Origin of the sequence: Mesorhizobium sp. WSM4935, assembly GCF_029625735.1 — a bacterium.
Lineage (GTDB): Bacteria > Pseudomonadota > Alphaproteobacteria > Rhizobiales > Rhizobiaceae > Mesorhizobium.
In genome coordinates, this window is sequence record NZ_JARTVR010000004.1 from 187,885 (window position 1) to 201,453 (window position 13,569).

Here is a 13,569-nt window from a genome sequence, read left to right on the forward strand (position 1 = left end):
CAGGATGGCAAAGGCGAAAATGCGTCGGCGAAGCTTTAAACCAAGCATCTTGCCGGTCTGGACCAAAATTTCGCTTTTTCGCGCCTTCAACCCCGGCCAGGCCTGTCGTCTTGCTGCTCATGTAAAGCCGGAGCGCCACGCCGAGGAGGCGTCAGAAGCCGTGTTCGATGCGCTCGAAGATGACGTTGGTGAAGGCGGAGATCTGGCTGCCGATGAATGGGCCGGTCAGCGCCACCACCAGCATGATGGCGACGATCTTCGGCACGAAGGTCAGCGTGATTTCCTGGATCTGGGTCAGCGCCTGGATGAGCGCGATGCCGATGCCGACCACCATCGCCACGAGCACCACGGGGGCGGACGCGGTGAGAACCGTCCACACGGCATATTGGACGATATCGAGGGCATCGGCCTCGTTCATTGGCGGCTCCGTACGAGAACCGGTTAAGCGGCCGGCTTGATCGACACGCCAGCGCCGACCGGGACCTGGGTTCCGTCCTGCAGCACGGCGATCAGGCCGCTGCTGGAGAGCGTCACCGAAGCCACCGTGCCAGTGGTCTTGCCGTCGGCCGAGGTAATCGAGCGGCCGATCAGCGCGTCGGCCTGCGACAAGGCCGAGGACTGCATGATCTGGTCGAGCTTGGTGTTGGTCTGCACCGACTGCTCGACCTGGGAGAAGGTCGCGAGCTGGGCGACATATTGCGTGGAATCCATCGGCTTGGTCGGATCCTGGTTCTTCATCTCGGCGATGAGCAGCTTCAGGAACGACTGGTAGTCCACCGCCGTCTTCGACGTCTGCTGGCTGGCCTGGTTGGCGCCAACCGGGATCGTTGTCGTCATGTCGACAGCCATCTTATGCTCCTACAGCCAGTGCGCGCGGCGTTTCGGGAATGTCGTCATTGCCGTCGAGCGCCCTGCGCTCGAGCGGATAGAGCGCGCGGATCGCCTTCAGCGCCTCATAGATCTCGTCCTCGCCGACCATGCGGTCGATCTGCTTCAGGCTGTTGCAGATGTCCTGGTTGTCGAAGCTTGCGATCAGCATCGGCAGCGAGCGGCGGAACATGTCGCGCGCCTCGGCGGCGCCCGCCGGGTTGATCAGCATGATCTGCACTATGAAGTAAAGCTGCCTGAGCGGCGTCGAGGCCTGGTCGGCCTGGATGACGTGGCTTTCGAGCAGGAACTGCACATCGTTCATCAGCTCGATGGTGACCTTGCGGTCGACGCGGATGACCGCGCCGTTGATGTAGATCTTCTCGTTGGGCTTCAGCGAGATCTTCAGCGTGTTGGTCATTGGATGCCGTCTCGGATGATCTGGGAGACCTCGATCAATCCTTCGAAATTGTTGGTGCGGCCCTGGCGGATGTCCTCCGTTTCGCGCAGCAGCCACAATCCGATGGAGATCAGGTTGGCGCGCAGCTCCTTGGGCAAAGCGTTGTCGCTGGAGCCGAGATCCTCGACGAAGGTGGTCCAGACGCGGTTGGTGAAATGCAGCGCCTCGACCGCCTCCATCGAATCGGCGCCGACGGCCGCTGCCGCTGCCAGCATGTCGATCGAGCGGGTGAGGAGCTGCCGCTCCCGGTCCTTGGCATCGGCGACGGAGTCGGTCTGGATGTCGGCGTAGGAGAATTGATACATGGTCGGCGCTCTGGCGTTCCGGTTTACGTGTTCAAGTCAGATAGTTGAGCAGGCTGAGCTGCTGCAGACGCGCGGTCAAGGCGAAGGACGTCTCGATATGCTGCGTCAGGTCGGCGACGCGGGTCGCGGCCTCCGAGGGATCGACACCCTCGAGGTCGACGATGTGCTTCTCGAAGAGATCGACCTGGGTCTTCATGCGGTCGCTGGCATCGGACACGCGCTGCTGGGCAATGCCTGTCTGGGCCCGTATCTGGGTGATGCCGCCGATGGCTTCGCCGACCAGCGTCTGGGCGCGGCTGACGACGGCGTTCTGGGCGGCTTCGCTGATGTTGCCGTTGACCAGGCTGCTGACCATGGCAGCCGCCATGGCGAGCTTGCGGATGCCTTGCTCGTTGGCGCTGACCGAGGTCTGGGTGGTCTCGTTGAGCGAAATGCGGCTGGTGATCTGGTCGTCGGTAGCGCTCGACCAGTTGGCCTGCCAGCCGGCGCCCAGGAATTGCGGCTCGACCTGGGTGGTGATGAAGTCGTCCATCTGCGCGGCGGTGATGTTGGCTGCCGCCGGGGCTGTCTGGGCAAAGCCGAAATAGCTCGAAAAAGCGGCATCGAAGGCAGCCTTAGCCGGCGAGCCGGCGGCATTGAAATCGTCGATCGGCTTGACGTCGGTGTTGGTGCCGGCAAACAGATATTCGCCGTTGACGCTGGTGTTGAGGATGCCTGTCATCTGCTGCAGCGCCGAGGCGCCGGCGGTTTGCAGGATGCTGGTCGAGGAGTCGCCCGAGACGCCGCTGGTCAGTGCCGACAGGAAGCTCTGGGCGGTATCGGCGATCTGACCGAGCGAATCCTGGGTCGATGTCAGGCGCGCCGAGACGAGCGCGTTGGAATCGACGATGCCGTTCAGCCGGTCAAGATCGCGCTGGAAGGTGACGGCCTGGGTCGTGCGGCTGCCAAGCGCCAGGCCGACATCGGCGACCGTGCCGGTCTGCGATTCCTTCGTCGCCTTGACGAGGTCCGCCTGCATCTTCGCCTGCTGGTAACGCAGCGCGTTGGAAATGGCCGCAGAGGAAACGCCTGTCGCTTTCATGAATTATCCCACCGCGCTCATCAGGGCGTCCAGCATGTCGCTTACCGTCTTCATCATATGCGCCGAGGCTTGATAGGTGTGCTCGAGGTCGAGGAGCAGGGACATCTCCTGGTCGACATTGACCCCGGTGTCGTTGGACAGCGCCTCGGCCGTGCGCGCTGCCAGCGCCTGCTTGCTGTCGGCATTGGTCGAGGCCTGCTGGCGCACACCTTCGAACCAGCCGATGGCGTTGGCCGCATAGTCCGAGACGCCGGAGCTGACGGTGATGCCGGCAGAGCTGTCGAAGGCCATCGGCTGATCGAGCTTGTTGGAGTAACCGATCAGAAGGTCCGCATAGGATGCGCCGCCGCCGCTGTTGGCGACATAGGCCGCGCCGTTGGCGCCGCCGTCGCGCAACAGCGCGGGGTTGCCGCCGGCGCTCGGATCGAAGGCGGCGTTGACGCTGATCGTGCCGGCGAGGCCGTCGACCAGCGTGGCAGCGGCCGGAATCGCCGGCGCGCCCGGCCATGTGAACAGGCCGGTCGCATTGGGCTGCGACGACGAGGTTTCGGCAAATGCCGTGACAAGGCCGCGCGCGATTTCGTCGAGCTGGCTCTGCATGCTCGAGGCGACACCGTCGCGCAGCTTCAGAAGGCCCGCTAGCTTGCCGTCGGCGGTGGTGTTGTCGCCGGTGCCGGCCGAGACCGGCACGTTGTCGATATAGATGGTGTTGCCGGGCGTGCCGGCCGAATAACCGGACGACGGCGTGAAGGTCACCGAGCGCGGCACGGTCTCGAACAGCGTCGTGCCGTCCTTGGTGGTGATGACCATGTCGTTGTCGCCGCGCGTGAAGGTCGAGACCGGGACGTATTCCGATATCTTCTTCAGGAGAGCGTCGCGCTGGTCGAGCGCGTCAGAAACGTCGGTGCCGGAACGGGTGCCCAAGATGACCGCCTTGTTGGCATCCTGGAACTGGCTGAGGAGCGAGTTGAGATCGTCGACGGCGGTGGCGATCTGGCTGTCCGCCTGAGTGCGGAAATCCTGGATCGCCTGGGTGCCGCTGTTCAGCGAATTCACCACTTGCTTGGCGGCGTCGACGACGCTGGTGCCGAGGTTCTGGTTCGACGGCGTGGTGGCGTAGAGCTGCAGGGCTTTCTGCAGGTTGGCGATCGCGGTGGAGGGGGACGACGCGTTGTCGACCCCGTTGACCGACAGATCGAGCTGGTCCATGCCGTCGTAAAGCGCGCTCTGGCCGCTCCATGCCGACAGCGCCGAGAGGTTCTGCCGGAACAGGAGATCATTGGCGGCGCGCTGGATTTCCACCGCCCGGGCGCCGGGCGCCGTGCTGGTCACCACGGCGATGCGGCGGGTGTAGTCCGGGTTCGACGCATCGGCGACATTGCGCGACACGACGCTGGTTTGCTTGGACGTGGCCAGAAGCGCCGACTGGGCAATGCTTAGTGCGGAGGAAAGCGACATGCTGATCTTTCACGGGCGGCGCCCGTCGTTTATCTCTTCAGGTTGACGAGGACGTCCATCAGGTCCGAACCGGTCTGGAAGACCTTGGAATTGGCGGTGTAGCTGCGCTGCGCCGCAATCATGTTGGTCAGTTCCTCGGCGATATCGACATTGGAGTTTTCAAGCGCGCCGGAGACGATGGAGCCGAGCTTGCCCTCATTGGCGAAGCCGATATGGACGGCGCCGGAGTCGGTGCTCTCCACATAGACGTTGCCGGGCATGGCGGTGAGGTTGTCGGGGCTCTGAACGTCGGCCAGCGGGATCTTGTAAAGCGCCTTGGTCGAGCCGTCCGCGAACTGCGCGTAGATGACGCCGTCCTGACCGATCTGGACCTTCTGGATGGAGCTCGGCGCGTTGCCGTTGACCTTGGCGTCGGCGACGGTGAAGCCGGTGCCGAGCTGAGTCACCTTGGAGAGATCGAGGTTGAGGGTCTGGCCGCCCGGAACGGTAAAGGAGATGCTGTCGGTTGCGCCGGTGAGCTTGCCCGTGGTGGTGTCGAAGGTGAGGTTCGCCGATGCCAGTGCGCCGCCGGTGTAGGGAAAGGAGGTGCCGGGCGTCGCCTTCGACTGATCGAAGACCGAGACTTCCCAGGTGCCGGCGCCGGTGTTGGTGAAATAGACGTCGAGCAGCTTCTTGTTGCCGAGATTGTCATAGGCGACCAGCGAGGTTTTCGAGGTGTATTCGGCGGTCGCGCTGTTGGAGGAAGGCAGCGGGCCGGCGGGCGGGGTGGCGCCTGCGGGCAGGTTGCCGCTGAAGGTGCCTTCCGTGCTGGGTGTCGCCGTCATCTCCTGGTCGGAGATCTGCACCGGCACGAGGCCTTCGAAGCCGTTGGCGGTCGCCGACGGCTCTCCGTTGGCGTAATCGTAGGCCATGAGCTGATAGCCCGCGGCATTGACCAGCCGGCCTTGCGCGTCGGGCACGAAGGAACCGGCGCGGGTGAGATAGGGCGTGCCGCTGGCGTCCTGGACGACGAAGAAGCCGTCGCCGTTGACGGCAAGGTCGGACACCGAAGTGGTGTAGGTCATGACGCCTTGCGTGCTGATGGCCGAACGGATCGTGGTGGTCACGCCGCCGGAATTATAGGCGCCCCCGGTGCCGGGCATGATCAGGGACGAGAACTCGGCCGAAGAGCGCTTGTAGCCGGTGGTGTCGGAGTTGGCGATGTTGTCGGCCACCGCGGAGAGGCGGTTGGCCTGCGCGTTCATACCGGAAACGCCGGTCCGCATCATTCCGTAGAGGCTCATCGATGGATCTCCGCAGTGCCTGGATAGGAGGCCATGAAACTATGCCTCGTGTCTTGCGCGAGGCTGGCGCGGGACGTGCCTCGGGACGCCATCAAAACACCAGCCGGTAGCCGAGGAATCTCTTGGAATCGATCGGGTCGTGGCCGAGCTTTTCACGCAGCTTCTTGCGCAGCTTCGAGATGTGGCTCTCCACCACGTTCTCCTCGACCTCTTCGTCAAAGATGCCGTAGATGGCGTTGAAGACCTGCGTCTTGGTCACGCGCCGGCCGCGGTTGCTGGCCAGATATTCTAGGATGCGCCGCTCGCGCCGCGGCAGCGGCAGCGGCTCGCCGTCGATCTCCGGATCGCGGCCGTCCATGAAGATGCGCATCGAGCCGACTTCGGTGTAGGCGGCTTCTTCGGAGCCGCGGCGGCGGATGGCGGTGATGCGGGCGAGAATCTCGCGGATGTGGACAGGCTTGCGGACGACATCGTCGACGCCGCTTTCGAACAGCCGCAACGTATGTTCGAGCGAGTGCTGTTCGCTGAGCGCGATCACCGGTGCGCCGGTGCGGTCGCGGATCTGGCGCGGCGATATCGCGCCCTCGCGGCAGTCGCCGATGAGAAAGGCCCTGACGGATCTGAGATCGGTGTCGGCGGCGGAACTCACCCATTCGCCGAATTCGCCTGGCGCGAAGCCGGCCGTGGCCACTCCCTCGCGATCGAAAAGTGAAGAGTAGCCCTCTGTCACGAGCTCTCGCTCGTCAACGATCACGATCATCGGCCCGCCCTCCGAATCAAATTCACTTGCCCCGTGCGGAAAGGGGTACCCGGCTCGGCGAATCCTGAAAAACCATCATTTCTTGTAGCTATTTTCTTGGGAGTTTTTTTGGAGGTCGTAATAAAGGCGGCCGTGCAGGTGTATTCGCGCCGGACTGCCAGCTGGCGATATTGGCCCCGGAGCGTATGCCGGCGGCGTCGAGCGTGTTTGAATCTAAGCAACTATTGGTTGCAGAAGGCGCTGGCATTCGGGGTCCATTTGCCAAAGCCGGTGGCGACCATGTTGGCGATGACGCGGCAGACATAGACCTTCTGCGCCGGGTCGTTGTCGGGGCCGGCATGATAGCGGGCGACGGCCATCGACCACGTCATGTGCCTGGCATGCAGGCTGGCCAGGAAGCGGGCGGCGTAGTCGACATTCTGGTGCGGGTCGAGCATGTCCTCGACGCTGCGGAACTGGGCGCCGTGATAGCGATGGTTGATCTGCATGCAGCCGAGATCGATCAGCGTCTTGCCCTCGCGACGGGCATTCTCGAACGTGGCAAGCGCCTCGCCGCGGCTGCGCGGAAAGAGGGCTTTTCCTTCTATGTTCAAAGCATTAGGCTGAAGGCTGCCCTTCTTCCCGGTCTCGGTCAGGCCGACCGCGTAAAGGATGCCGGCCGGCACGCCGTAGCGGTCGGCGGCGCGCAGGATCTCCGGCTCGCAGGGATTGGCGGCGGCGCTGGCCGCGCCGGCGGCGAAACTAGATATACATATCGTCGCCAGCGCGCTCGCGATGAGGCGAAGCGGCACGAGCGAATTCCTGTGCGCCATTGCCTTCGTTCCTTCCCGGTTGCCGGTCGCCGCCCGCGCCGTTGCCGCCCGAGTTCCCGGGCTGGAACGAAGGCTGGTCGCGGCCTGCCGACATCGGCATGGCGCTCGTCGCGTCGGCGCGGCTGGCTGCATGGGCTGCTATCGAGGGTTGCAGGATCGTAACCTTGTCGACGTCGAAGCCGAGGCTGCGCATGGATTTGACGATGGCATCGCTGTCGGCGGTGAGACGGCGGTACGCCTCGTGTGTCTGGGGCTTCATCTCAATCGAAAGTTGCTCGCCCGAGAGCCGCAGGCTGGCGGTGACCGATCCGAGCTCCGAAGGGTGGAGTTCGATCTTCAGCACGTGTGTCGGAACGGCAACAGAATTGGTCGTCTGCGAGCCTGCCGAGGCGCTTGCGTAGGCCTGCTGAACGCCCTTGTCGGAGGCAAGGGCCTCAACCAGCGCCGATGCCGTCTGGCCGATCGGGTTTTGCGGCGGCGCCGGGAAGCTCTGCTGGCTGATGACTTCCAAGCGTGCGGCGGAAGAAGACGGCTTGCCCGGCGTCTGCTGTGTGGCCGACTGCGATTGCAGCGAAGCCTTGGAGACGGAAGCCGGCCGCCAGCCTTGCGGCGGTACCGGGCCGTCGGCCTGCGGTTCGTTCCCTTGCGCCGATAGGATCGTGGAATCGCCGCGGCCCGGCATGCCGAGAGCCACGTCCGCCTTCACCGGGTTCTGCCCGAAGTCAGGCCCGTGATCTTCAGCCCCCGAACGGCCGGATCGCGACTGCGGCCCGCCGGAACCGTCGACCGCCGCTCGTTTGCCCGGGCGCAGCGGCAATTCAAGCGATCCGTGCTCGCCGGCGCCATCTTCACCGCCGGAGGAATCCTTGCCGCCGGCACCCGACTGCGCGAAATGCTTCATGTCGCTCAGCGCCATCAGCAATGGCAGGCGATCCTGCAGCGGTCCGGAATCGTCGGCTTGCGCCGTGGGACCTTTGTCCGCCGTCGACTTCGCCTCATCGGTCCGGGCGGTGGTCTTCGCGGACTTTCCCGCCATTGCTTTCTGCGAGCCGGTTTTATCCCGCGGGTCGTGGTCCGGCTCCTGATCGTGCTTGTTGACCGATAAACGCCTTGCCGGATGCGTGTCCGGCAATACCGGCCCGGTCGCAGGCTTGTCCCGCAGCCGATCGGGCTTTTCCGTTCCTTGAACCATTTCGCCGAAATTCTGGTCGTTGTCCTTACCGCCCGCGGCTTGCTGCCGGGGCTGGGACTGGGTCGAAGCAAGGCCCGGCAAGGTCTGGCTGACGCTGGTCATTTGGGAGCTGCTCCGAGCAGTTGGTCGATCTGGTCGAGTTGATGGCGCGTGCTGGTCACCGCCGCATCGATCGGGTCTTGCGCATCAGCCGTTCTCGCCGGCGCGGATGCCTGCACCACCGGCGCGGCGTCAGCCTTTGCCGGAGCGGACGCCGGCGTTTCAGCCGATGCTTGCGCCGGCTGCGGGGCGGGGGACGGCGAAGCCGCGGGCGCCGCCGCGACCGGGTCGGGCATCGCTCCTTCCACCGGAGGCAAGTCCGCATTGGCCGGATTGGCAGAGGCCTCAGCCGCGGATTTCGCCTCGTCATCCTTTGCAGGCGTTTTCGGTGCGGCTTCAGCATTGGCGGCCGCTTTCACCGGCGCCATCACTTCGCCTGCGACAGCCTGTGCGGCGTCGAGCAGGTCGCGGTCGCCTTGCGAAAGCTTTCGGCGATCGATTTTGCCGAGCTTGGCAAGCACCTCATCGACATTGGCCGACGTCATGGTCGAGAGGCTCGAATAGAGCTGGGTACGCGGGTCGTCCTGGTTGCCGTTGCCGTCGCGGCCCAGCTCCGCCTTGGCCGAGGCGAAAGCCGAGAGCTCCGTCATGCCGTCGATCGCGGCGTAGCGCGCGATGCGCAGGTAGATCACCTTCTCGCGCTCGGGATCCATCATCGAGGTGATGTCGGCGATCTTGTCCTGGCTGATCGCCATGTGCAGCGTGATGACGCCGGACACAAAGGCATCGGCGAACTGGCTGGCGTAGGGCGAATAGAGGTAGGACGCGACATACTGGGTCGAGGCCAGCACGAAACGGATGGCGTCGCCCTGCGCGGCCGCGATGCCGACGGAGCGGCGGAGTGCAGCCTCTTCGACCAGGGTGCCGGGGCTGAGCAGGCGCGCTTCGTCGAGCAGGGTGAGCGCCTGGACAGGATCATCGCTTGCAAGCAGCGAGCCCTTGACCAGCGCCAGGAAGGCGCCGATGTCGGCGGGCACGCTCATCGGATCGATCGGCTTCAGCGTTTCGATGGCCTCGGCGGGCCGGCCGTTCAGATAGGCGACCACGCCCTTGGCGATGGCCAGGCTTTGCGGGTCGGTCATCGCGCGCGAAGCCGCCGCCGCGACCGTCACCGGATTGCCGCCGCTCATACCATAGACCAGCAAGGCGCGAAAGTTCTTCGGTTCCTTGAAGTCCTCGGCATTGGCATCGCGCATCCGGGCGTCGATCATTTCGAGCAGCTTCGCCTGCATCGGCAGCGCGGCATGATCGCCGCCGGCAATTCGGTCCTGGATCAGCTGCAGCGAACGCACCAGCTGATAGGGCTGCAGCGCCTCCTGTGCGGAGGCGACCGAGGGCGACCCTGCCGCGAGCAATAGCAGCGCTATCATACCGCCGATGACGCTCCTGCCCTTCATCCGCCGGCCGTCATCAGGATTTCGATGCGCCGGTTCGCGGCCGCCATCGGGTCGGAAGCGATCTTGGGCTGCCGGTCGGCGAAGCCGGCAACCTCGGTGATGCGGCTTTCGTCGACGCCGCCGCGCACTAGCATGTAGTAGGCCGAATGGGCGCGCGCGGTGGATAGCCGCCAGTTGTCGTAAGTGTCGCTGCGGAACGGCCGCGCGTCGGTGTGGCCGCTGATCGTGATGGTGCCCTTCTTCTGGTTGATGATGTGGCCGATCTTTTCCATCGCCAGCACCAGCTCGCGGCGCGGCATGGCCGAGCCGATCTCGAACATGCCGAAGTCGAGCTGGTCGGTGATCGAAATGACGACACCCTTCTCGGTGGCCTCGACCGAGACGCCATCGGCGAGCTTCTCGCCGGGCAGGAATGCCTTGGCGAGTTCCTTCTTGATGTCCGCGGCCTCCTGGAGGGCGGCTTTGCTCGGCATCTTGTCGCCCTTGTCGGCGGTCTGCTCTTCTTCGATCTTTTCCGCCTTCGCCGCCTCGGCCTTAACGACGCCGGCCGCGGCCTCGCGCTTGTCGGTTTCGGCTTTCCCGCCCTTGTCGGTCTTGTTGCCTTCACTGGATGGCTTCTCGGGCTCTCCTAGCGCGGCTTTTTGCTCACTCTTGGCGTCCGCCTTTTCCGCGGCTGCCAGCGGTTCGAGCGGCGCGGCCGTCAGCGGAGGTGTCGCCGGAACGGCCTTTACCTTCGGCGCCGCGGCGATGGCGACTTTCTCGCCGGGCTTGACCGGATCACCGTCGATCTTGGCGCGCTCGGCGGTTGCCTCGGCATCGGGCGCCGCCACCTGCTGCGACCAGAAATCCGGCGCGAACGGATCGCGGTAGGATTCGCCGCCGGAGGCGCCGGTCGCCGGACCGGCCGTCTGGGCGCCGCCTTCGCCCTTGGCGCTGACGTTCTGCATCACCCCTGTATCGGCGGCGATCTCCGCCAGCACAGCGTAGGGATCGGCAAACAGCTTCTCATCGGAGAGCTGGGCATCCTGCGCCCCGTCCTTCGTCTGGCGGCGTTCGGACGAGCCGGCGCCGCCTTTGCCGTCATCGCCGGCCTTGGTCGCGCCCTCCTGTGGGTTGTCCGCGGTCAGCCCGACCTTGCTCGGGCCGTCGCCCAGGTCTTCCAGGCCCTTGCGGCTGGAGTTGCGATCGATCAGCTCGACCGGATTGAAATAGCTGGCGACGGCTGCCTTGGTCTGCTCATTGGCGGCGTTGATCAGCCACATGACGAGGAAGAAGCACATCATCGCCGTCATGAAGTCGGCGAAGGCGATCTTCCACACGCCACCATGGTGACCGTCGTCATGACCGTCGTGATTGCGCTTGACGATGATGATCTCGTGGCGGGGGTCGGCATGGTCGACGACGCTCATGACAGGACCTCCGACAAGCACGCCGACCACTCGGCGATACGCGTCTCGAACACCGTTTCGTTGATGGTGACGGTCAGGTCGAAGCCCGGCGCCTCGGTGAAGTCGAGATTGGCGGCGCGGGACCCGAGCGCCACCTTCAGCGGCTCGAACAGCGAGAGCGGCCCCCGGACACCGATACGCACGGCCTCGCTGTCGGCGACCGCGGCGCTGATGGCCTGCGAAAGGGCCTGCAGCGAACGTTGCTGCAGGTCGTCGCTGAGAAAGCCGCCGACGATGCGGGCAACGGTCGCGCCGGCAAGCTCGGCAACACGCTGCTCCATGGCTTCGATGCGCGTGGCGACGGCCGCGCCGAGATCGCCGCCGAAGCTTTCAAGGAAAGCTTTCGCCGCTTCGTCATTGGCCTGGCGCTCGGCATCGAGCGCCGCCTGGTGGGAGAGCGCAAGGCGTGCCTCGAGCGCCGCCTCCGCGTCGGCCACCGCTTCGGCGATCAGCGCGCCGATATCGGCCTGCGGCGCCGGCGTCGCCGGCATATGCTGGACGTCGCTGCGATCCTTCGGCGGCTGGCCGGCATGCGGAGTCCGCGGTCCGAAGTCGGGCAGGAGATCGAAAAGGGCTGCGGAAGCCATGGCCTAACCCACGGCTTCCGGGGCAGCCGCCCATTTGCGCAGGATCTGCGCGGTGCGCTCCTCGTTGAGGTCGACCATGCGGGCAAGCCGCTCCTGCGGCGCCGGCCGGATTTTCTGGCGCAGGTCGTCGAGCGGGGTGGCGCCGGCGCGTGCGCCGGGGAGCGGGCCGGCCGGAGTTTCGGCGGCGATCGCGGCGACAGGCGCGTCGGGCATCGGCAAGGAACGCTGCACATCGTCGAAGCTCGGGCCGGCAATGGCCGCGGGCTTCGACGACGCCGTCAGCGCGGCAGCCATCGGCTTCAGGCCGAAGAAGGCCACCAGGAAAACGACGACGATGAAGGCGCCGGCATTGATCAGCGTGCCGGTATAGGTGCCGATCGCGGCGAGGATGCCCGGCTGGTCGATCGGCTCGCCGTCGAGGCCGTTGATGAACTCGACCGCAGACACGTCGATGATGTCGCCGCGCTTGTCGTCGAAGCCGGTCGCCGAGGCGACCATCTTCTGGATGTCGGCGACGCGCTTGGCAATCTGCTCCGGGGTAGCGTCCTTGCCGAGGATGGTCTTCAGGCGATCCTGGTTCACGACGACCGCGATCGACATCTTGTTGACCGTGTAACCGTTCGAAACGGTCGCGATCTTCTTCGAGTTGATCTCGTAGTTGGTGATCTCTTCCTTGCGATCGTTCTGCGAGGAGGATTGTGGTCCCTCGGTGGTCGTCGTCTGCGTCTCGGGCAGGTTCTGCTCGACGCTGGTCGGGGTCGAGGCCTGCTTCTGGTTGCTCGCCTCGTTGGTCTTCACCGATTGCACCGAACGCTCGACGCGCGAGTTCGGATCGAAGATCGTCTCCTCGGTCTGGCGACTGTCGGTGTTGACGTCCGCCTTGACGCTGGCGCGGAAGTTGTCCGGGCCGAGATAAGGGGTGAGCGCGCGGCGGATGTTGTCGCCGATCTGGGCCTCGACCGTCTGCTCGATGCCGAGCGTGCGCGCGGCGCTCGTGTTGGACGGGTCGTCGCCGGCGGCCAAAAGGTTGCCGTTGGAATCGAGCACCGTGACCTTGTCGGCCGCGAGGCCCGGAACGGCCGCGGCGACGAGGTGGCGGATCGACATGGCGCTTTTCTCGGCATCGTTGCCGGCATAGCGGATGACCACAGAGGCGGAGGGCTGCTGCTCGTCGCGGCGGAAATTGGCGCGCTCGGACATGACGATGTGGACACGCGCCGCCTTGACGCCGGAAATCGACCGGATGGTGCGCGCGATCTCGCCCTCCAGCGCGCGCACGCGGGTGATCTGCTGCATGAAGGAGGTGAGGCCGAGCGAGCCGACATTGTCGAACAGCTCGTAGCCGGCATTGGCGCTGGTCGGCAGGCCTTTCTCGGCAAGCAGCATGCGCGCCTGCGCGGTGGTGCCGGCCGGCACCAGCACCGAGGTTCCGTCGGAGCCGACATCGAAGCCGATGCCGGCATCGGCCAGCACCAGGCCGATCTGGTTGACGTCGGAACGCTCGAGACCGACATAGAGCGTCTCATAGGCCGGACGGTTGAGGTAGACGGACGCGATGCCGATGACGGCCATGACCAGAGCCGCGATGCCGCCCATGAGCGCCAGACGCCTCACGCCGAAGCTCTTCAAATTCGCGATGATGCTCTGGATCTGTTCCGGCACGATTCAACCGCTCCCAGCATGACTGTCCGCCGGAAGATTAGACCGCGAAGCTTGTGCGAGGATGATAGACGTGCGGCCGAGGGGCCTGCTAAGTGTTGAACGCTTATCTTCTTCCCGCCATCGCAAAAGGCCGCGCTTCAGGCGCGGCCTTTCATCGG

The 13,569-nt window shown here is 65.1% G+C and carries 14 protein-coding genes; all 14 read right to left on the reverse strand.

Annotated features, from left to right (window positions below; all coding sequences use genetic code 11):
* Positions 1-151: 151 nt before the first annotated feature.
* Positions 152-418: a flagellar biosynthesis protein FliQ gene (gene fliQ, locus P9273_RS12525; protein ID WP_040989996.1), complete on the reverse strand. Its 267-nt coding sequence runs from the start codon at positions 416-418 to the stop codon at positions 152-154.
* Positions 419-441: 23 nt separating this feature from the next.
* On the reverse strand, positions 442-849 hold the full coding sequence (flgD, locus tag P9273_RS12530) for a flagellar hook assembly protein FlgD (RefSeq protein WP_027165132.1): 408 nt from the start codon (positions 847-849) through the stop codon (positions 442-444).
* 1 nt (position 850) lies between these two features.
* Positions 851-1,288 (reverse strand): flagellar biosynthesis repressor FlbT, encoded by a 438-nt coding sequence (gene flbT / locus P9273_RS12535; RefSeq protein WP_278049191.1) that lies wholly within the window; start codon positions 1,286-1,288, stop codon positions 851-853.
* A complete protein-coding gene (flaF, locus tag P9273_RS12540; RefSeq protein ID WP_040997134.1) occupies positions 1,285-1,632 on the reverse strand; it encodes a flagellar biosynthesis regulator FlaF in 348 nt (115 codons plus the stop codon). Before flaF ends, flbT begins: the two co-directional genes overlap by 4 nt.
* Positions 1,633-1,663: 31 nt before the next feature.
* Positions 1,664-2,713: a flagellar hook-associated family protein gene (locus P9273_RS12545; protein ID WP_278049192.1), complete on the reverse strand. Its 1,050-nt coding sequence runs from the start codon at positions 2,711-2,713 to the stop codon at positions 1,664-1,666.
* Positions 2,714-2,716: 3 nt separating this feature from the next.
* A complete protein-coding gene (gene flgK / locus P9273_RS12550; RefSeq protein WP_278049193.1) occupies positions 2,717-4,171 on the reverse strand; it encodes a flagellar hook-associated protein FlgK in 1,455 nt (484 codons plus the stop codon).
* A gap of 29 nt (positions 4,172-4,200) precedes the next feature.
* Positions 4,201-5,454 carry a flagellar hook protein FlgE gene (locus P9273_RS12555; protein WP_278049194.1) on the reverse strand — a complete coding sequence of 418 codons (1,254 nt, stop codon included), beginning with the start codon at positions 5,452-5,454 and terminating at the stop codon, positions 4,201-4,203.
* A gap of 91 nt (positions 5,455-5,545) precedes the next feature.
* Complete coding sequence (locus P9273_RS12560; protein ID WP_040997130.1) at positions 5,546-6,214, reverse strand: response regulator transcription factor; 669 nt, start codon at positions 6,212-6,214, stop codon at positions 5,546-5,548.
* A 221-nt stretch (positions 6,215-6,435) separates the two neighbouring features.
* Positions 6,436-7,026, reverse strand: a complete 591-nt coding sequence (locus P9273_RS12565) for a transglycosylase SLT domain-containing protein (protein ID WP_278049195.1) — start codon at positions 7,024-7,026, stop codon at positions 6,436-6,438.
* Positions 6,956-8,320 (reverse strand): flagellar hook-length control protein FliK, encoded by a 1,365-nt coding sequence (gene fliK, locus P9273_RS12570; RefSeq protein WP_278049196.1) that lies wholly within the window; start codon positions 8,318-8,320, stop codon positions 6,956-6,958. The genes P9273_RS12565 and fliK overlap by 71 nt, the downstream gene beginning before the upstream one ends.
* Positions 8,317-9,714 (reverse strand): chemotaxis protein MotC, encoded by a 1,398-nt coding sequence (locus P9273_RS12575; RefSeq protein WP_278049197.1) that lies wholly within the window; start codon positions 9,712-9,714, stop codon positions 8,317-8,319. Before P9273_RS12575 ends, fliK begins: the two co-directional genes overlap by 4 nt.
* Positions 9,711-11,123 (reverse strand): MotB family protein, encoded by a 1,413-nt coding sequence (locus P9273_RS12580; protein WP_278049198.1) that lies wholly within the window; start codon positions 11,121-11,123, stop codon positions 9,711-9,713. Before P9273_RS12580 ends, P9273_RS12575 begins: the two co-directional genes overlap by 4 nt.
* Positions 11,120-11,749 carry a hypothetical protein gene (locus tag P9273_RS12585; RefSeq protein WP_278049199.1) on the reverse strand — a complete coding sequence of 210 codons (630 nt, stop codon included), beginning with the start codon at positions 11,747-11,749 and terminating at the stop codon, positions 11,120-11,122. The genes P9273_RS12580 and P9273_RS12585 overlap by 4 nt, the downstream gene beginning before the upstream one ends.
* Before the next feature lie 3 nt (positions 11,750-11,752).
* Positions 11,753-13,411, reverse strand: coding sequence for a flagellar basal-body MS-ring/collar protein FliF (gene fliF, locus P9273_RS12590; RefSeq protein ID WP_278049200.1), 1,659 nt, complete (start codon positions 13,409-13,411; stop codon positions 11,753-11,755).
* Positions 13,412-13,569 lie beyond the last annotated feature (158 nt).